Origin of the sequence: Serratia sp. CY38905 (assembly GCF_052168875.1) — a bacterium.
Classification (GTDB): domain Bacteria; phylum Pseudomonadota; class Gammaproteobacteria; order Enterobacterales; family Enterobacteriaceae; genus Serratia; species Serratia sarumanii.
Map to the genome: position 1 here is coordinate 603,083 of NZ_JBJNLV010000001.1, position 18,283 is coordinate 621,365.

18 protein-coding genes and 1 other annotated feature are annotated in these 18,283 nt (G+C 57.7%); of the genes, 15 read left to right on the forward strand and 3 right to left on the reverse strand.

Annotation, left to right across the window (positions count from 1 at the left end):
* The first annotated feature begins 150 nt into the window (after nt 1-150).
* A complete protein-coding gene (locus tag ACJ8MK_RS03110; RefSeq protein WP_060429813.1) occupies nt 151-1,080 on the forward strand; it encodes a LysR family transcriptional regulator in 930 nt (309 codons plus the stop codon).
* On the opposite strand, the gene ACJ8MK_RS03115 is transcribed toward ACJ8MK_RS03110, so the two are convergent.
* Nucleotides 1,073-1,897 carry an SDR family oxidoreductase gene (locus tag ACJ8MK_RS03115; RefSeq protein ID WP_033654614.1) on the reverse strand — a complete coding sequence of 275 codons (825 nt, stop codon included), beginning with the start codon at nt 1,895-1,897 and terminating at the stop codon, nt 1,073-1,075. The genes ACJ8MK_RS03110 and ACJ8MK_RS03115 overlap by 8 nt on opposite strands.
* Nucleotides 1,898-2,126: 229 nt before the next feature.
* Between ACJ8MK_RS03115 and hisL the strand changes: the two genes are divergently transcribed.
* The 9 genes from hisL to hisIE all read left to right on the forward strand — a co-directional run bounded on the left by hisL (nt 2,127) and on the right by hisIE (nt 9,411).
* Entirely contained in the window at nt 2,127-2,174 is a 48-nt protein-coding gene (gene hisL, locus ACJ8MK_RS03120) for a his operon leader peptide (protein WP_100396937.1), read from the forward strand.
* Nucleotides 2,150-2,276: a sequence feature (His leader region), on the forward strand. (Overlaps the previous gene by 25 nt.)
* A 69-nt stretch (nt 2,277-2,345) precedes the next feature.
* The gene (gene hisG / locus ACJ8MK_RS03125) at nt 2,346-3,245 is read left to right on the forward strand and encodes an ATP phosphoribosyltransferase (protein WP_033637770.1); all 900 of its coding nucleotides are present in this window, start codon (nt 2,346-2,348) and stop codon (nt 3,243-3,245) included.
* Between the two features lie 4 nt (nt 3,246-3,249).
* The gene (gene hisD, locus ACJ8MK_RS03130) at nt 3,250-4,557 is read left to right on the forward strand and encodes a histidinol dehydrogenase (protein ID WP_103773830.1); all 1,308 of its coding nucleotides are present in this window, start codon (nt 3,250-3,252) and stop codon (nt 4,555-4,557) included.
* Nucleotides 4,554-5,642 (forward strand): histidinol-phosphate transaminase, encoded by a 1,089-nt coding sequence (hisC, locus tag ACJ8MK_RS03135; RefSeq protein WP_041034253.1) that lies wholly within the window; start codon nt 4,554-4,556, stop codon nt 5,640-5,642. Before hisD ends, hisC begins: the two co-directional genes overlap by 4 nt.
* Nucleotides 5,639-6,706 (forward strand): bifunctional histidinol-phosphatase/imidazoleglycerol-phosphate dehydratase HisB, encoded by a 1,068-nt coding sequence (hisB, locus tag ACJ8MK_RS03140; protein ID WP_033637767.1) that lies wholly within the window; start codon nt 5,639-5,641, stop codon nt 6,704-6,706. Before hisC ends, hisB begins: the two co-directional genes overlap by 4 nt.
* Nucleotides 6,706-7,296, forward strand: a complete 591-nt coding sequence (gene hisH, locus ACJ8MK_RS03145; protein WP_033637766.1) for an imidazole glycerol phosphate synthase subunit HisH — start codon at nt 6,706-6,708, stop codon at nt 7,294-7,296. Before hisB ends, hisH begins: the two co-directional genes overlap by 1 nt.
* A gap of 5 nt (nt 7,297-7,301) precedes the next feature.
* A complete protein-coding gene (gene hisA, locus ACJ8MK_RS03150) occupies nt 7,302-8,039 on the forward strand; it encodes a 1-(5-phosphoribosyl)-5-[(5-phosphoribosylamino)methylideneamino]imidazole-4-carboxamide isomerase (RefSeq protein ID WP_033654610.1) in 738 nt (245 codons plus the stop codon).
* The gene (gene hisF, locus ACJ8MK_RS03155) at nt 8,021-8,797 is read left to right on the forward strand and encodes an imidazole glycerol phosphate synthase subunit HisF (protein WP_033637764.1); all 777 of its coding nucleotides are present in this window, start codon (nt 8,021-8,023) and stop codon (nt 8,795-8,797) included. Before hisA ends, hisF begins: the two co-directional genes overlap by 19 nt.
* Nucleotides 8,791-9,411 carry a bifunctional phosphoribosyl-AMP cyclohydrolase/phosphoribosyl-ATP diphosphatase HisIE gene (hisIE, locus tag ACJ8MK_RS03160; RefSeq protein ID WP_033654609.1) on the forward strand — a complete coding sequence of 207 codons (621 nt, stop codon included), beginning with the start codon at nt 8,791-8,793 and terminating at the stop codon, nt 9,409-9,411. Before hisF ends, hisIE begins: the two co-directional genes overlap by 7 nt.
* Nucleotides 9,412-9,485: 74 nt before the next feature.
* Here hisIE and gndA read toward each other — a convergent pair whose 3' ends face one another.
* Entirely contained in the window at nt 9,486-10,892 is a 1,407-nt protein-coding gene (gene gndA, locus ACJ8MK_RS03165) for an NADP-dependent phosphogluconate dehydrogenase (protein WP_004938815.1), read from the reverse strand.
* Nucleotides 10,893-11,157: 265 nt separating this feature from the next.
* Here gndA and ACJ8MK_RS03170 point away from each other — a divergent pair, with 265 nt between their 5' ends.
* From ACJ8MK_RS03170 to ACJ8MK_RS03190, 5 genes are read left to right on the forward strand one after another with little or no spacing between them, the layout of a single operon-like run.
* Complete coding sequence (locus tag ACJ8MK_RS03170) at nt 11,158-12,474, forward strand: hypothetical protein (protein ID WP_230122067.1); 1,317 nt, start codon at nt 11,158-11,160, stop codon at nt 12,472-12,474.
* Complete coding sequence (locus ACJ8MK_RS03175; RefSeq protein WP_079656378.1) at nt 12,455-13,726, forward strand: oligosaccharide flippase family protein; 1,272 nt, start codon at nt 12,455-12,457, stop codon at nt 13,724-13,726. Before ACJ8MK_RS03170 ends, ACJ8MK_RS03175 begins: the two co-directional genes overlap by 20 nt.
* Before the next feature lie 50 nt (nt 13,727-13,776).
* Nucleotides 13,777-14,670 carry a glycosyltransferase family 2 protein gene (locus ACJ8MK_RS03180; protein WP_133160027.1) on the forward strand — a complete coding sequence of 298 codons (894 nt, stop codon included), beginning with the start codon at nt 13,777-13,779 and terminating at the stop codon, nt 14,668-14,670.
* Nucleotides 14,671-14,676: 6 nt separating this feature from the next.
* Nucleotides 14,677-15,765: a glycosyltransferase gene (locus tag ACJ8MK_RS03185; protein ID WP_079656377.1), complete on the forward strand. Its 1,089-nt coding sequence runs from the start codon at nt 14,677-14,679 to the stop codon at nt 15,763-15,765.
* Nucleotides 15,766-15,795: 30 nt separating this feature from the next.
* Nucleotides 15,796-16,935 carry a glycosyltransferase family 4 protein gene (locus ACJ8MK_RS03190; protein WP_442517494.1) on the forward strand — a complete coding sequence of 380 codons (1,140 nt, stop codon included), beginning with the start codon at nt 15,796-15,798 and terminating at the stop codon, nt 16,933-16,935.
* A 60-nt stretch (nt 16,936-16,995) separates the two neighbouring features.
* Here the strand turns inward: ACJ8MK_RS03190 and galE are convergent, their stop codons facing one another.
* On the reverse strand, nt 16,996-18,012 hold the full coding sequence (gene galE, locus ACJ8MK_RS03195) for a UDP-glucose 4-epimerase GalE (protein ID WP_086579354.1): 1,017 nt from the start codon (nt 18,010-18,012) through the stop codon (nt 16,996-16,998).
* Nucleotides 18,013-18,283: the final 271 nt, after the last annotated feature.

Here is an 18,283-nt window from a genome sequence, read left to right on the forward strand (position 1 = left end):
TAAACATCGAAAAACGCGATGCAACTAACCTATTGAAGTATTGATTTTTATTTCAACTTCATGCCATAAGGGAGGCCATATCTTCAGCGCCGCACCTATTTTCTCGATGTTAAAAATGGGTTAACCGGCCGACGTTCTGCGGAGGGGACGATGCTCACCAACCTAAGCGATATCGATCTGAAACTGCTGCGGGTATTCGTCGCGGTGGCGGAAGCTCAGGGTGTCAGCGCCGCGCAGGAAGCGCTGCTGATGAACCAGTCCACCATCAGCACTCACCTGGCCTCGCTGGAAACCCGGCTGGGTTTTCGCCTGTGCCAGCGCGGCCGCTCCGGCTTCCGGCTGACGCCCAAGGGCGAACGCATGCTGATCGCCTGCCGCTCGCTGTTCAACGCCGCCCGCGACTTCACCCGAGTCAGCCAGTCGCTGAACGGCCTGCTGACCGGCGATCTGCAGATCGGTCTGGTGGATAATCTGGTTTCGCTGCCAGGCAATCCGTTCAGCCAGGCCATCAAACACTTCCAGCGCCGCCACCAGGACGTGCAATTGCAGTGCCGCATCTGTTCGCCGAACGAGATTGAGCAAGGGCTGCTGCACCGGCAGCTCGATCTGGGCATCGGCTACTTTGGCCAGCAGCTGGAGGCGTTGCGTTATCAGCCGTGGCTGGAGGAGACGCAGGCTATCTACTGCAGCGCGGATCACCCGCTGTTCGCGGTGGAAGAACCGGAGCGCGAGCAGATTGAAAACGCGCGCTGGGTCAAGCGCGGCTACCTGCTGGCGCAGCAGCTGTGCCCGATCGCGCCGCCTCACCTGGCGGCGGTGGCCCACCATATGGAAAGCGTCGCCCATCTGGTGCTGAGCGGCACCTGTCTCGGCTATCTGCCCACCCACTACGCGGCACGCTGGGTGGAACAGGGGCTGCTGCGGCAACTGGGCGGCGCGGCGCTCTCATACCGCGCCACGCTCAGCCTGGTCAGCCGCCCCGTTCAGCCCGACGAGGCGTTGAACGCGCTGCTGGAGGATTTGGCGCGCGCCGGCGAAAAAAAAGCCCCGCATGCGCGGGGCCTGACGGACGTTAGCTGACCGGCATGCGCGCCGGATCGGGATACTGATACTCAAAACCCAGCTCGTTGCAGATGCGGTTGCCATCCACCAGCCGCTCATCCTGCTCCGCTTCGTCGGCGAACTGCGGCGGCTCCAGGTGCAGCTGCTCGGCCAGCGCCGGATAAAATTCGCGTTTGGCCGGATGATGCGGCGCGCACAGATTGTACACATGGCCGCCCTTCGGCAGCTTCAGCAGCAGTTGGATGGCGGCGATGACGTCGTCCTGATGCACCAGATTCACCCCCTGCGAACCGCCCTTCACGTCGAGTTTGCCCGCCAGGAAGCGGCCGGGGTGGCGGTCGGCGCCCACCAGCCCCGCCAGCCGCAGAATGTCCACTGAGGTATTCGGCAATTCATGCAGCCAGCGCTCCAGCTCGGCCAGCACCCGGCCCGACGGCGAGACCGGCCGCAGCGGCGACTCTTCGCGCAGCGTGCCGGCGGTTTCGCCGTACACCGAGGTGGAACTGGTAAAGATCACCCGCGGCACGCCGAAGGCCATCGCGCTGTCCACCAGCATGCGCACCGCATTGAAATAGTTCTCGCTGCCTTCGACGGTGCGCCGTGCGGGCAGCGTCACCACCAGCGCATCCACGCGCAGCAGCGATTCCAGATCGTCCGGATCGCACTCCAGCTCCGGCGTCAGCTCCAGTTGATAGCATTCGATGCCGCTCATGCGCGCGGCCTCGACGCCGTCCGGCGTGGTTTTGCTGCCGACCACGTCATACCCGCGCCCCATCAGCGACAGCGCCAACGGCATGCCCAGCCAACCCAAACCAATAATGGCTACCTTTTTCATCCTCTTCCTCTCCTGAAGATCGCAGCGCCCTACCCCTAAGGCTACGCCACTGTGCACGGCGATACAATCTGCCCGGCTTAAGGTTAGGTAAAGCCGTGTGTGGCTAATAACCTAACCTGTTTCAATAAATTAAATTTATGACGTTAAAAAAGGGTTGCGCGGTGGACAGCGGATAGTTTAGCTTAATTGGCATACGGTTTTTACCGGCTTTTGATTAGAGAAAAACACCATGACACGCGTTCAGTTCAACCACCATCATCACCATCACCCTGACTAGTCTTTCAGGCGATGTGTGCTGGAAGACGGTTTGTTAATCTTCCAGTGGCGCGCAGAACGCAAGAGAGAGCCCTCGGAAGATTTCTTCCGAGGGTTTTTTTTTGGCTTCGGACAGACAGAAAGAATATTTTTACAACAAATTCATAAAATTACAGATTAAACAGAGGTTACCATGCTGGACAAGACACGTTTACGGATCGCAATGCAGAAGTCGGGCCGCCTGAGCGAGGAATCCCAGGAACTGCTGGCGCGCTGCGGCATCAAGATCAACCTGCAGCAGCAGCGCCTGATCGCCTTCGCGGAAAACATGCCGATCGATATCCTGCGCGTGCGCGACGACGACATTCCGGGCCTGGTGATGGACGGCGTGGTCGATCTGGGCATCATCGGCGAAAACGTGCTGGAAGAAGAGTTGCTCAGCCGCCGCGCTCAGGGCGAAGACCCGCGTTACTTCACCCTGCGCCGCCTCGATTTCGGCGGCTGCCGCCTGTCGCTGGCCACCCCGCTCGACGCCGAATACGCCGGCCCGCAAAGCCTGCAGGACGCCCGCATCGCTACCTCTTACCCGCACCTGCTGAAGCAATACCTCGACAAGCAGGGCGTGCGCTTCAAATCTTGCCTGCTGAACGGTTCGGTGGAAGTGGCGCCGCGCGCCGGCCTGGCCGACGCCATCTGCGATCTGGTCTCTACCGGCGCCACGCTGGAGGCCAACGGCCTGCGCGAGGTGGAGGTGATCTACCGCTCCAAGGCCTGCCTGATCCAGCGCGACGGCGAAATGCCGGAAGCCAAACAGCAGCTGATCGACCGCCTGATGACCCGCATTCAGGGCGTGATCCAGGCGCGTGAATCCAAATACATCATGCTGCACGCGCCGAGCGAGAAGCTGGACGAGATCGTCGCGCTGCTGCCGGGCGCCGAACGCCCGACCATCCTGCCGCTGGCCGGCGCGCAGAACCGCGTGGCGATGCACATGGTGAGCAGCGAAACCCTGTTCTGGGAAACCATGGAAAAACTGAAAGCGCTCGGCGCCAGCTCGATTCTGGTGCTGCCGATTGAAAAGATGATGGAGTAACGCCATGTCGACCTTCAACACGCCGATCGACTGGGCAACGTGCAGCGCCGAACGCCAGGCCGAGCTGCTGATGCGCCCGGCAATCGCCGCTTCCGACAGCATCACCCGCACGGTGAGCGAGATCCTCGACAACGTGAAGGCCAACGGCGATCGGGCGCTGCGCGACTATAGCGCCCGCTTCGACAAGGCGGAAGTCGCCGCGCTGCGCGTCAGCGCCGAGCAGATCGCCGCCGCCAGCGCGCGGCTGGGCGATGACATCAAACAGGCGATGGCGGTGGCCGTCGCCAACGTGGACACCTTTCACAACGCGCAGCGACTGCCGGCGGTGGACGTCGAAACGCAGCCGGGCGTGCGCTGCCAGCAGGTGACCCGCCCAATCGACTCGGTGGGCCTGTATATTCCCGGCGGGTCGGCGCCGCTGTTCTCCACCGTGCTGATGCTGGCGACGCCGGCGCGCATCGCCGGTTGCCGCCGGGTGGTGCTGTGCTCGCCGCCGCCGATCGCCGATGAGATCCTGTATGCGGCACAGCTGTGCGGCGTGCAGGAAGTGTTTCAGGTCGGGGGCGCGCAGGCGATCGCCGCCCTGGCGTTCGGCACCGAAAGCGTGCCGCGCGTGGCGAAGATCTTCGGGCCGGGCAACGCCTTCGTGACCGAAGCCAAGCGGCAGGTCAGCCAGCGTCTCGACGGCGCGGCTATCGACATGCCGGCCGGCCCTTCGGAGGTGCTGGTGATCGCCGATGCCGGCGCCACCCCGGCATTCGTCGCTTCCGATCTGCTGTCGCAGGCCGAACACGGCCCGGATTCGCAGGTGATCCTGCTGACGCCGGACGCGGCGATGGCGCAGGCGGTGGCCGAAGCGGTGGAAAGCCAGCTGGCCGAGCTGCCGCGCGCCGAGACCGCCCGCCAGGCGCTGGCGAGCAGCCGCCTGATCGTGGCGCGCGATCTGCCAGAGTGCGTGACCATCAGCAACCGCTACGGCCCGGAGCACCTGATCATTCAGACCCGCAATGCGCGCGAGCTGGTGGACGGCATCACCAGCGCCGGCTCAGTGTTCCTCGGCGACTGGTCGCCGGAGTCCGCCGGCGATTACGCCTCCGGCACCAACCACGTGCTGCCGACCTACGGCTACACCGCCACCTGCTCCAGCCTGGGGTTGGCCGATTTTCAAAAACGCATGACGGTGCAGGAGCTGACGCCGCAGGGCTTCAGCAACCTGGCCGCCACCATCGAGACGCTGGCCGCCGCCGAGCAGCTGATCGCCCACAAGAACGCCGTGACCCTGCGCGTCGCCGCCCTGAAGGAGCAAGCATGAGCATCGAAAAACTGGCGCGCGCCAACGTTCGCGAGCTGACCCCTTATCAATCGGCGCGCCGCCTCGGCGGTAAGGGCGACGTATGGCTGAACGCCAACGAATACCCGATCGCGCCCGAGTTCCAGCTGACCGCGCAAACCTTCAACCGCTATCCGGAGTGCCAGCCGGCGCAGGTAATCGAACGCTACGCCGCCTACGCCGGGGTGAAGAAAGAGCAGGTGCTGGTCAGCCGCGGCGCCGATGAAGGCATCGAACTGCTGATCCGCGCCTTCTGCGAGCCGGGTAAAGACGCCATTCTGTTCTGCCCGCCGACCTACGGCATGTACGCCGTCAGCGCCGAAACTTTCGGCGTGGAGCGCCGCACCGTGGCCGCCAAAGAGGACTGGCAGCTGGATCTGCCGGCCATCGCAGACAGCATGGACAACGTGAAGCTGATCTACGTCTGCAGCCCGAACAACCCGACCGGCAACCTGATCGACCCGGACTCGCTGCGCAACCTGCTGGAGCTGGCCAAAGGCAAGGCGATCGTCGCGGTGGACGAAGCTTATATCGAGTTTTGCCCGCAGGCCTCGGTGGCCGGGTGGCTGAGCGACTATCCGCATCTGGCTATCCTGCGCACGCTGTCGAAGGCCTTTGCGCTGGCCGGCCTGCGCTGCGGCTTTACGCTCGCCAACGAAGATCTGATCGCCCTGCTGCTGAAGGTGATCGCGCCTTACCCGCTCTCGACGCCGGTGGCGGATATCGCCGCGCAGGCGCTGAGCGAAGAAGGTATCCGCACCATGCGTCAGCGCGTCACCGACATCGCCGCCACCCGCAGCTGGCTGCAGCAACAGCTGGAAAAATGCGCCTGCGTCGAGCAGGTTTTCGCCAGCGACAGCAATTACCTGCTGGCCCGCTTCACCGCCTCAAGTAATGTGTTTAAAAGCTTGTGGGATCAGGGCATTATCTTACGAGACCAAAACAAACAGCCCGGGTTGTCCGGCTGCCTGCGCATCACCATAGGCACCCGCGACGAATGTCAACGCGTGGTGGACGCCTTGTCCGCCCTGCCCGGCGCCAACCAGACTCGCCAGGAGCCAATGTGAGCCAAAAAATCCTCTTTATCGATCGTGACGGCACGCTGATCGCCGAGCCACCGGAAGATTTCCAGGTTGACCGCCTGGACAAGCTGGCGCTCGAGCCGGACGTGATCCCTTCCCTGCTGGCGCTGCAACAGGCGGGGTATCAGCTGGTGATGATCACCAATCAGGATGGGCTCGGCACCGCCAGTTTCCCGCAGGAAACCTTCGATCCGCCGCACAACCTGATGATGCAGATCCTCAGCTCGCAGGGCATTCAGTTCGCCGATGTGCTGATCTGCCCGCACCTGCCGGCGGACAACTGCGACTGCCGCAAGCCGAAAACCGCGCTGGTGAAGGGCTACCTCGAACCCGGCGTGCTGAATGCCGCCCACAGCTACGTGATCGGCGATCGGCCGACCGACGTGCAGCTGGCGGAAAACATGGGCATCCAGGGGCTGCGCTACCAGCGCGGCGTGCTGGGCTGGAAAGAGATCGTGCGCCAGCTGACCCTGCGCGACCGCCACGCGCGGGTTAACCGCGTGACCAAAGAGACGCAGATCGACGTCAACGTCTGGCTGGATCGCGAAGGCGGCAGCAAGATCAAAACCGGCGTCGGCTTCTTCGATCACATGCTGGATCAGATCGCCACCCACGGTGGCTTCCGCATGGAGATCGACGTCAAAGGCGATCTGTATATCGACGATCACCACACGGTGGAAGACACCGGTCTGGCGCTGGGTGAAGCGCTGAACAAGGCGCTTGGCGACAAGCGCGGCATCGCCCGCTTCGGCTTCGTGCTGCCGATGGACGAGTGCCTAGCGCGCTGCGCGCTGGATATTTCCGGCCGCCCGCACCTGGAATACAAGGCCGAGTTCAACTATCAGCGCGTCGGCGATCTCAGCACCGAAATGGTCGAGCACTTCTTCCGTTCGCTCTCTTACACCATGGGCTGCACGCTGCACCTGAAGACCAAGGGCAAAAACGACCACCACCGGGTCGAGAGCCTGTTCAAAGTGTTTGGCCGCACGCTGCGCCAGGCGATCCGCGTCGAGGGCAATACCCTGCCGAGCTCGAAAGGAGTGCTGTGATGAACGTGGTGATTTTGGATACCGGCTGCGCCAACCTGGCCTCCGTCACCTACGCGGTGCGGCGCCTGGGTTACCAGCCGGAGGTGAGCCGCGATCCGGAGATCGTGCTGCGCGCCGACAAGTTGTTCCTGCCAGGCGTCGGCACCGCGCAGGCGGCGATGGATCAACTGCGCGAGCGCGATCTGATCGAGCTGATCAAGGCCTGCACGCAGCCGGTGCTGGGCATCTGCCTCGGCATGCAGCTGCTGGCGGCCAGCAGCGAAGAGAACGGCGGCGTGACCACGCTCGGCCTCATCGATACGCCGGTCAAGCAGATGACCGACTTTGGCCTGCCGCTGCCGCACATGGGCTGGAACCAGGTGTCCGCGCAGGCGGGCCACCATCTGTTCCGCGGCATCGATGACGGCGCCTACTTCTATTTCGTTCACAGCTATGCGATGCCGATATGCCCCAGCACCATCGCCCAGGCGAACTACGGCGAGCCCTTCACCGCCGCCGTGCAAAAAGACAACTTCTTCGGCGTGCAGTTTCATCCAGAACGTTCTGGAGCGGCCGGCGCGCAACTGTTGAAAAACTTTCTGGAGATGTAGGCAGCATGATTATTCCGGCTTTGGATTTGATCGACGGCAACGTGGTGCGTTTGCATCAGGGCGATTACGGCCAACAGCGCGACTACGGCAACGATCCGCTGTTACGCCTGCAGGACTATCAACAACAGGGCGCGCAGGCGCTGCACCTGGTCGATCTGACCGGCGCCAAGGATCCGGCGGCGCGCCAGATCCCGCTGCTGCGCAAACTGCTGGCGGGGGTTAATGTGCCGGTGCAGGTCGGCGGCGGCATCCGCAACGAGCAAGACGTCAGCGCCCTGCTGGAGGCCGGTGCCACGCGCGTGGTGATCGGCTCCACCGCGGTGAAACAGCCGCAATTGGTGCAGAGCTGGTTCGAGCGCTACGGCGCCGACGCGCTGGTGCTGGCGCTGGACGTGCGCATCGACGCGCAGGGCGTGAAACGCGTGGCCATCAGCGGCTGGCAGGAGGATTCCGACGCCACGCTGGAACAGGTGGTGGAGCAGTTCCTGCCCTACGGGCTGAAGCACGTGCTGTGCACCGACATTTCGCGCGACGGCACGCTGGCCGGTTCCAACGTGGCGCTGTATCAGGCGATCAGCCGCCGCTATCCGCAGGTGGCCTTCCAGGCCTCGGGCGGCATCGGCAATCTGGACGACATCGCCCAGCTGCGCGGCAGCGGCGTTGCCGGCGTGATCGTGGGGCGCGCCCTGCTGGAAGGTAAATTTAGCGTTGAGGAGGCGATCGCATGCTGGCAAAACGGATAATCCCGTGCCTGGATGTTAAAGACGGGCAAGTGGTGAAAGGCGTGCAGTTCCGCAACCACGAAATCATCGGCGACATCGTGCCGCTGGCGCAGCGCTATGCGCAAGAAGGTGCGGACGAGCTGGTGTTTTACGATATCACCGCCTCGAGCGACGGCCGGGTGGTGGACAAAAGCTGGGTATCGCGCGTGGCGGAGGTGATTGATATTCCGTTCTGCGTCGCCGGCGGCATTAAAAGCGCCGAGGACGCCAGCCAGATCCTGTCTTTCGGCGCCGACAAGATTTCGATCAACTCGCCGGCGCTGGCCGATCCCGAGCTGATTAGCCGCCTGGCGGAACGCTTCGGCGTGCAGTGCATCGTCGTGGGCATCGACACCTGGTTCGACAGTGAAACCGGCAAGTATCACGTCAACCAATATACCGGCGACGAGAGCCGCACCCGCATCACCCAGTGGGAAACCCTCGACTGGGTACAGGAAGTGCAGCGCCGCGGCGCCGGTGAGATCGTGCTGAACATGATGAACCAGGACGGCGTGCGCAACGGTTACGATCTGCAGCAGCTGCGCCGGGTGCGCGAGGCCTGCAAGGTGCCGCTGATCGCCTCGGGCGGCGCGGGCACCATGGAGCACTTCCTGGAAGCGTTCCGCGATGCGGACGTCGACGGCGCGCTGGCGGCGTCGGTGTTCCACAAACAAATCATCAATATCGGCGAGCTGAAAAGGTTCCTGGTTGAACAAGGCGTGGAGATTCGCGTGTGCTGACAGAACAACAGAACAACCAGCTGGACTGGGAAAAAACCGACGGCCTGATGCCGGCCATCGTGCAGCACGCCGTTTCCGGCGAAGTGCTGATGCTGGGTTACATGACGCCGGAAGCGCTGGCGGCCACCGAGCAGAGCGGCAACGTCACCTTCTTCTCGCGCACCAAGCAGCGCCTGTGGACCAAGGGTGAAAGCTCCGGCCACTTCCTCAAGGTGGTCAGCATCACGCCGGACTGCGATAACGACACGCTGCTGGTATTGGCCAACCCGATCGGCCCGACCTGCCACCTCGGCAACAGCAGCTGCTTCCACCCGGCCGCCAGCGACTGGACGTTCCTCTATCAGCTGGAGCAGCTGTTGGCGGAGCGCAAGCACGCCAGCCCGGACAGCTCGTACACTGCCAGCCTGTATGCCAGCGGCACCAAGCGCATTGCGCAGAAGGTCGGGGAAGAAGGCGTGGAAACCGCGCTGGCCGCCACGGTCAACGATCGCGAAGAGCTGACCAACGAGGCCTCGGATCTGATCTATCACCTGCTGGTGCTGCTGCAGGACCAGGATCTGGACCTGAGCGTGGTGATCGGCCGGCTGCGCGAGCGGCATCAGAAAAAAGCGTGACGCTAACTCGCGCCCAATAAAAAAGCCGCCGGGCGTTAACCTCGGCGGCTTTTTTTATCGCTCAACGGGCGGGCTTATTCCATCCATTCGGTATGGAACACGCCTTCCTTGTCGATGCGTTTATAGGTGTGCGCACCGAAGTAGTCGCGCTGCGCCTGGATCAGGTTCGCCGGCAGCACCGCGGAGCGGTAGCTGTCGTAGTAGGCGATCGCAGCGGAGAAGGTCGGCGTAGGAATACCGTTCTGCACGGCATAGGCCACCACGTCACGCAGCGCCTGCTGGTACTCGTCGGCGATTTGCTTGAAGTATGGCGCCAGCAGCAGGTTGGCGATATCGGCATCCGCCGCGTAAGCGTCGGTGATCTTCTGCAGGAACTGGGCGCGGATGATGCAGCCGGCGCGGAAGATCTTGGCGATTTCGCCGTAGTGCAGATCCCAGTTGTTTTCTTTAGACGCGGCTTTCAGCTGAGAGAAGCCCTGCGCGTAGGACACGATCTTGCCCAGATACAGCGCGCGACGCACTTTCTCGATGAATTCGGCTTTGTCGCCGGTGAACGGCGCCACTTTCGGGCCGGTCAGCACTTTAGACGCGGCAACGCGCTGGTCTTTCAGCGAGGACAGGTAGCGCGCAAACACCGACTCGGTGATCAGCGACAGAGGTTCGCCCAGATCCAGAGAGCTCTGGCTGGTCCACTTGCCGGTGCCTTTGTTGGCGGCTTCGTCCAGGATCACATCGACCAGGTATTTACCCTCTTCGTCTTTCTTGGTGAAGATGTCTTTGGTGATGTCGATCAGGTAGCTGTTCAGTTCGCCCTTGTTCCACTCGGCGAAGGTTTCGGCCAGTTGCTCGTTGCTCAGGTTCAGCGCCTGCTTCAGCAGGGAATAGGCTTCGGCAATCAGCTGCATGTCGCCGTATTCGATGCCGTTGTGCACCATTTTCACATAGTGGCCGGCGCCGTCTGCGCCGATGTAGGTCACGCAAGGCTCGCCTTCGGCAACCGCAGCGATTTTCTCCAGGATCGGCGCCACCAGCTCGTAAGCTTCTTTCTGGCCGCCAGGCATGATGGAAGGCCCTTTCAGCGCGCCCTCTTCACCGCCGGAAACGCCGGTACCGATGAAGTTGAAGCCCTGGTCGGACAGTTCGCGGTTACGACGGATGGTGTCCTGATAGTAGGTGTTGCCGCCGTCGATCAGGATATCGCCCTTGTCCAGGTGCGGAGTCAGCGAGGCAATGGTTTTATCCGTTGCTTCGCCCGCTTTCACCATCAGCAGGATGCGGCGCGGTTTTTCCAGCGATTCGACAAACTCTTCAACGGTATAATACGGCGCCAGATTCTTGCCCGGGTTCTCAGCGATCACTTCGTCAGTTTTGTCGCCAGAACGGTTGAAAATGGAAACGGTGTAACCACGGCTCTCGATGTTCAGCGCGAGGTTGCGGCCCATTACCGCCATGCCGACAACGCCGATTTGTTGCTTGGACATTTAGGAACTCCTGTCTGAGGATGACCCCGCCGGCAACGTCGGCCAGCAGGTTTTGTGATGTGGCACACATGTTAACTCAGGATTGCCTCGTGTGGGTAGTGATTGGTGCGATAGACGGTTGGCAAAGAATGCTGCCAAAACAGTCAAGCACAGCTACTGAAGTCACTAAAAAATGCAGGAAGATTACGTGTTGAAGGTGAAGGTTTATTGATGACGAGCACGGATCCTGTACAATCTCGCAGTTAAATCACAGTTGGGGGCAAAAGTGCGCGTCATTTCCTGCATTTTCTCTATTATTTTCATCGTGTTCTCAATGTTGGGAACAATTAAGATTTATATTGGCGGCAATTTTAATTGGCTCATCCAGTTGATGTTGCTGTCCGCTGCGGTTGCCAGCTCATTGATGGCCTCACCTCTTTCGCCGGCGCAAACGGTTCGCGCACGGCTGAGCAACCTACGCAACTACAAGCCCATGATGATAGGCTGGGTGCTGTTTATGGCAGGCATAGCTATAGCGGCGGTGATGAATCACGGCACAGGGCTATATACTTTGGCGAAATACGTCGCTTTCATGTTTGCACTTCTCTGCCTGTTGCTAATTTCCCCCCTCTCATCCGCTTTGCTTGAAAAGGCGCTTAGCATCACACTCGTCATTTCATTGGTGCCGCTGATACTTTTGGCGCTCTTCCGCCAACTTGACACGCTGGTGATTTTAGGCGACGGACGCATGGGGTGGCTCGCCAGTTGGCCCGGTGTCATTTGGAAAATCGGCGCCTTTGTATGGCCTTTTGCTGTTTGGCGTTGCTTAAAAAAAGCCAATTTTATCAATGTGCTGTTAGCATTCGGCGCAGTGCTTGTTATGGCGCTCGACGGTAGCCGCACCTCTATGCTGTGGCTGGCGTTAGTATGGGGTGCCCTGGCAATGATTGCCTTCTTTGCTCGCGTGCAAACCCAGCCTGTGCGCGGTCATTTTAGCCTGATAGTCGTGACCTTGCTGTCGTTCTCACTTATTCAGCCCGTACTCCTGGGCTGGGTTTCAGGAGATTATGACAAACTGCTTGTTCAATTGATGGAGAAGCAAACGAGCGATCATCCCGATACGGCCAATCTCAGTATTAGTCATACTCTCGAAGAAACTTTGGCCGCGCCAAAAGAAACGACGGCAGACCGTTTGGTCAAAGGCGACAACAGTATACGTTTGCAAATGCTGCACACAGGGTGGCAGCAAACCGTAGATAAATTCCCATGGGGAGGCGGTTTTGGCAGCACCCGGGTCGATGATTTTGGCACCGACAGCGTGATTCACATGACCTATCTTCAGTTATTGGCTGATGAGGGCGTTTTATCGTTCATCGGCTACCTGCTGTTTATTTTGACTCCTCTCTATTACGGTCTGAAATTCGTCTTCGAAAAGCGGGAGCTTTTTGTCGAACGTTTCGAGTCTATGTTGAGTCCCTTATCGGTGCTGGCTCTGTTCTTGTTCATGGGATGTTTCCACCCTCTCAGCAATGAGTTAACCGAATGGGCCATCGTTTTAACCGCAATTTCTATTGTGATATGCCATGTCCCGCGTCGCGACTAATACCTTTTGGTTAATGCTGGCACAAATAGGCGGGTTGTTCATTCCGCTTATCGAATTGCCCGTACTGGCTCGCGCGCTAGGCCAACAAAACTACGGGCAAGTGCTTTATGCGCTAGGCATCTCTCTGACAGCCTCGGTGTTTGTTGAATTCGGCTTCAACTTCAGCGCCGCGCGTACCGTTGTCAAGATCAGAGAAAACAAGCAACAACTGGCACAGTTGGTAAGCAATGTGTTGTTTGCCAAACTGCTGCTCAGTATGGCCGTTGGTGTCGCCGTAGCCGTCCTGATCCTGACAGGATCCGGTGCCACGACGATCCCTCACCATTGGTTCGTGTGGATATCGCTATTCATTCTGGCGTTCGGTTTTACACCATTATGGTACTACGTCGGGATCGAAAAACTGGTTTTGCCGGCATTGCTGGATTTAGGCTTACGCAGCACGGGGCTTTTATTTACCATTTTGCTGGTGTCCTCACCACAACATGCTCAACGTGTACTCATGATTCAAGCTACTGTGGGCATCATTAACACCCTACTTCCAACCTTGCTGATGATGCGCTCCACTGGTTTAGGTCGCATCAGCTTTCGCGGCGCCGTTACCGTTCTGCGTGAAAGCTGGGAACTCTTTTTATACAAAGGGGCTCAAAGCATCATGGGGTCGATCGCTTCTACCCTACTGGGATTATTGGGTGGAGCTCGTACGGTTGGCGCCTTTGTACCCGCCGAAAAACTGGTTCGAGCTGCGAGCGGTTTAGCTGCCCCCGTTCTGAATGCTGCGTTTCCCCATCTGGTCAGACTGCAATCCGACTCGACGCATACCGCAAAACGGGTTGTTACCCTCGCACTGGGAGCGTTGTTCACCGTAACGGTCGCCTTCGCTCTGCTGACCGTCTGGCTAGCCGGTTGGCTGGTGAATACCATCTTCGGCCCCGGCTATCAGGATGCTATTGAGCTATTAAGCATTTTGGTATGGGTTGTCCCTTTACGCATTTGCAGCATGGCGTTGGCCATATTGTGGTTTATTCCTGGCGGTAAAGAGCAAGTTGCCAGCCGGGTCATGATGATCAATATAGCGATTATCTGCCTGCTTGCCTTCCTCCTGGTTCCTACATTAGGCGGGTTGGGCATGACTATCGCCTTCTTGGTTGCAGAGATAACCATGTTTTCCTTATTGCTTTTTTTATTCTGTCGAAAACCGTCAGGTGTCGCGCCACAAACACCTACACTTGCCCGATTGCGGCACCGACAGTAACAGGATAGTCATGAGTCATTGCTTTATTCTCGATTGTGAAGGAAGCCAGTTTGAGTAACTTTGCCCTAAGCGTAGTTATAACTACCTATAACCGCCCAGATCTGCTCGCACGCGCAGTGGATTCCGTTGTGACCGAAAGGAGTAGGCACAACAAGATACAAATCATAGTGGTTGACGACGCGTCCACGACAGCGCAGCCGGAACTTGCTATAGACGACCTGATCTTTCATCGAATGCCCGTCAACGGCGGCCCTGGCCCCGCTCGCATGCAAGGCTTAGCGTTGGCTAGCTCCCCTTGGGTCTTGATGCTTGACGATGACGATACGCTCGAACCCGGTACGGCTGAGTATTTGGCCACACGTCTACCCGAACCTGAAACGTCGGCGTATCCGGTGTATCAATTTGCCGTCAGCAAGCAAAATCAGAAAGAAGAATTTCGTCTGATCACTTTCGATGACTACGTAAACAAAACCATTACCGGCGATTTCACGCCCGTTTTTGATCGTGAACAATTTTTAGGTACCGGCTTACGCTATCCTGAAAATCGCGCCGGTGGCGAACACCTGCTGTGGTGGAAAGTTGCGGAGAAATTCGGTATTCCTTCGTATGATCGGCCGTTGGTTCGGGTTTCCAACGATGCCACAGTGCGCTTGACGCATTTTTCATCGCAAATCAGCAAAGCCGCCGACCACCAGCAACTGGCTGAAATGGCGCTGGCCGATTTCGGCGAGCGGCTGCAGCGCGATCATCCCGAGGAGTTTCGCCGGATACGTTTGGCGCATGTTACCTATAGCTTGCTTAACCGACAGCGTGCGACGGCACGCCAATCGTTAAAAAATGCTCCGCTCGGCGACAAGTTAAAAATAGCTTTATGGACGATCAGTTGGTTACCGCATTCTCTGATCAAGAAGTTATTCATTTCTTATCGTCAGCGCCAAGGGTAAACAGCGATGCGTATAGACTACGTGATCACCGGTCTTGAGATCGGCGGCGCCGAATATCAAGTTGTCACGCTGCTCGAGAAATTGGCCGAGCGCGGCCATCAAGTACGCCTGATCTCATTGATACCACCGACATCTGCAGTATTTGTCGATCGACTGGCCACCGCCGGCATTCCACTCCATGATCTGGGCATGCGTTCAGGTAAAGACTTGCCGCTCGCACTGCTCCGCTTGCGCAAGGAACTTTTGCGCACTCGGCCGGATGTCGTACACAGCCATATGGTGCACGCGAACCTATTGGCTCGCCTGGTGCGGTTGTTCACGCCTTCTTTGAAATTAGTTTGCACAGCGCACAACACTCATGAAGGCGGAAAAATTCGCGATTGGGCATATCGGCTGACCAACCCACTCAGCCAGTTGAACACAACGATCAGCGAAGCGGCCACACGCCGGTTTATTGGCGAACGTGTTTTCAAGGCTCGCAATACTCGTACCATTCCCAATGGCATTGATACTGCCAAATTCAGCCCAGGGAAAGCACACAGCTCCTCGTTAGAGCACCCTTTCCGCTGGCTGGCCGTCGGGCGTCTGGTCGAACAGAAAGATTACCCAACGCTGATTGCAGCCTTTGGCAAACTCTCAGACAGCCAACTACTGATCGCCGGCCAAGGCCCATTGCTTGAAGCTTTACAACGACAGGTTGAACAGGCCGGATTGGAAAAACGCATTGAATTTCTTGGCGTTCGTAATGATATTGAGCAACTGTATCGCCAGGTGGATGGTTTTGTCTTGTCATCGGAATGGGAAGGATATGGCTTGGTCGTCGCTGAAGCGATGGCTTCTGAACTTCCTGTCGTGGTCACCAATAGCGGCGGCCCCGGAGAAATCATCGGCAATACGGGCGAGAATGGTTTGCTGGTTCCGATCAAAGACCCTGAAGCGCTCGCCAATGCCATGGCTTCGATAGAAAGGATGTCCTTGCAAGATAGACGACATTTAGGTCAGCATGCTCGACGTCGTGTCAAAGAAAAATACGCTTTAGATGAAATAGTTACACAGTGGGAATGTATTTATACAGAGCTAAAAAACAATAATTAATGGCTTTGGCGGTATATTGATAAGGTTTTTATGAAAATAGCACTAATAGGTACAGCAGCAAATTGTGTGGTTGGCTTTAGGGCCGATCTGATAAAGTCATTGCACCAGCAGGGGCATACGGTTTACGCCCTGGCTCTGGATTATGATGACAACACCCGCATGCAGGTTACAAATCTAGGAGCGATCCCGGTTGACTATAAATTCAGCCGGACAGGCCTCAATCCGCTAAAAGATTTCCTGGATACCTATACGCTTAGCAAACAGTTAAAGCGTTTAGCTCCCGACCTGGTTTTTTCCTACTTTTCTAAACCCAGCATATTTGGCACTTTGGCAGCAGTCATGGCGGGCGTTAAAAAACGTTACGCAATGCTGGAAGGTTTGGGCTACCTATTTACAGAACAGCCGCAAGGTGTGAGCAGGAAAGTAAGGCTTTTGAAAAAGATTCAGGTCATGCTCTACCGTTGTATCTTCCCAAGCCTTGATGCGCTCATTCTTCTGAATCCTGACGATCGTCATGATCTGCTGGTTAACTGCAAAATCAACGTCAAGCAGGCACATGTCTTAGGCGGTATCGGTTTGAATCTGGCTGACTATCCTTTCACGCCTCCTCCGACGTCCCCCGTTTCCTTCATCTTTATCGCCCGTTTGTTGGCCGAAAAAGGGGTTCACGAATACGTCGCCGCCGCAAAAATAGTTAAAGCCAAATACCCAGAAACTCGTTTCTATATGTTAGGCGCGATAGATACGCAAAACCCAGGTAGCCTAACAGGAAAATGCCTGAATAATTTAATTGAAGACGATATCATCATCGCCCCAGGCCATGTATCAAACGTGGCAGAATGGATTGCGAAGTCCAGCGTTTTCGTTTTACCTTCCTACTATCGCGAAGGGATCCCGCGTAGTACTCAGGAAGCCATGGCCATGGGACGTGCCGTTTTAAGCACGGATGTGCCGGGTTGTCGGGAAACAGTAGTTCAAGGCGTTAACGGTTATTTAGTCAAACGCTGGTCACATGCTGAGCTAGCGGAAAAGATGTGCGAATTGATCGAAAACCCACAAAAGATAACGGATATGGGGCTTGCCAGTTATCAATTGGCCCAAGAAAGGTTTGACGCAAATAAAGTCAATAATCGTCTATTGGAGTTGCTGGAGATTCCTCAAACTCGGTGATGTCAAGCCAAACCTGAATGATGCCGGTCGGCATCATTCAGGTCGTGATACCGGAGACAATCAGTCACGGTAACCCTTAGGATTTTTCTTCTGCCAGTTCCAGGTATCACGCATCATGTCATCGATACCCCGACTGACTTTCCAACCCAACTCCTGATAAGCCAGATCGGCGTTCGCCCAGAAAGCAGGCAGATCGCCGTCACGGCGAGGTAATATTTGGTAAGGGATAGTTACGCCGGACGCTTTTTCAAACGCCTGAACCATCGCCAGCACCGAGTGTCCTACGCCAGCCCCCAGGTTATAAGCCTTGAATCCGTTGATCTTCGGCAAATGATCCATGGCTTTCAGGTGGCCTTCAGCCAAATCCATGACATGGATGTAATCGCGCTCTCCCGTGCCGTCCTTCGTCGGATAATCTCCGCCGAAAATGCCCAGCTTTTCCAACTTGCCGATAGCCACCTGTGAGATGTAAGGCAGCAAGTTGTTGGGGATACCGTTAGGATCTTCGCCAATGAGTCCGGACTCGTGAGCCCCCACCGGATTGAAGTAACGCAAGGCAATAATCGAAAATTGCGGTTCAGCCTTAGCGAAATCTTGCAGGATCTGCTCCACCATCAGCTTGGACGTGCCATAAGGGCTGGTTGTCCCGCCGATCGGTGTCGTCTCCACATAGGGCACCGGCGAATTGGCGCCATAGACAGTGGCGGAGGAACTGAAGATGAAATCATGCACGCCGGCACGGCGCATGGCGTCCAGTAACACCAGCGTTCCGGTAACATTATTCTGGTAGTATTCCAGCGGTTTACGCGTAGATTCCCCAACGGCCTTAAGGCCGGCGAAGTGGATCACAGCGGTAATCGTGTGCGCTGCAAAGATGCGATGCAGGCATTCAGCATCCTGAACATCGCCTTGGTAAAACACGGCGGCTTTTCCCGTCAGTTTCTCTACGCGGTGTAAAGATTCCGCTGACGAGTTCGACAGATTGTCCAACACCACTACCTCTTCACCGCGCTCCAGCAGCGATAACACAGTGTGAGATCCAATATAACCAGCGCCACCGGTAACTAAAATTGCCATATCCCCCCCTTACGCTTCGACAGCATCAAAGCCTAGTTACTCGTTCTATAAGAAGGCCGTTTTTTCGTAGGACGTTTAAGCAGGCCATCCATTGATTTCGATACGCATAATACAGCTCAATGGTTCATGCATGAAGAGAAAACGGCAGCCCACAGCCTTGCCCGATGGGGTCAGGTGCAACACTCTCCCTCGGCCATTTTCTTGCTTTAACGCTATATCGCACACGATTCGACACCCAAAGGGACAAGCCGTTCCCTATCAATGGCGTTTG

Coding starts and splice junctions, on each gene's coding strand:
- hisA (WP_033654610.1), top strand. CDS start 7,302: ATGATTATTCCGGCTTTGGATTTGATCGACGGCAACGTGGTGCGTTTG.
- hisH (WP_033637766.1), top strand. CDS start 6,706: ATGAACGTGGTGATTTTGGATACCGGCTGCGCCAACCTGGCCTCCGTC.
- ACJ8MK_RS03110 (WP_060429813.1), top strand. CDS start 151: ATGCTCACCAACCTAAGCGATATCGATCTGAAACTGCTGCGGGTATTC.
- ACJ8MK_RS03190 (WP_442517494.1), top strand. CDS start 15,796: ATGAAAATAGCACTAATAGGTACAGCAGCAAATTGTGTGGTTGGCTTT.
- galE (WP_086579354.1), bottom strand. CDS start 18,012: ATGGCAATTTTAGTTACCGGTGGCGCTGGTTATATTGGATCTCACACT.
- gndA (WP_004938815.1), bottom strand. CDS start 10,892: ATGTCCAAGCAACAAATCGGCGTTGTCGGCATGGCGGTAATGGGCCGC.
- ACJ8MK_RS03115 (WP_033654614.1), bottom strand. CDS start 1,897: ATGAAAAAGGTAGCCATTATTGGTTTGGGTTGGCTGGGCATGCCGTTG.
- hisD (WP_103773830.1), top strand. CDS start 3,250: ATGTCGACCTTCAACACGCCGATCGACTGGGCAACGTGCAGCGCCGAA.
- hisG (WP_033637770.1), top strand. CDS start 2,346: ATGCTGGACAAGACACGTTTACGGATCGCAATGCAGAAGTCGGGCCGC.
- hisC (WP_041034253.1), top strand. CDS start 4,554: ATGAGCATCGAAAAACTGGCGCGCGCCAACGTTCGCGAGCTGACCCCT.
- hisF (WP_033637764.1), top strand. CDS start 8,021: ATGCTGGCAAAACGGATAATCCCGTGCCTGGATGTTAAAGACGGGCAA.
- ACJ8MK_RS03175 (WP_079656378.1), top strand. CDS start 12,455: ATGTCCCGCGTCGCGACTAATACCTTTTGGTTAATGCTGGCACAAATA.
- ACJ8MK_RS03185 (WP_079656377.1), top strand. CDS start 14,677: ATGCGTATAGACTACGTGATCACCGGTCTTGAGATCGGCGGCGCCGAA.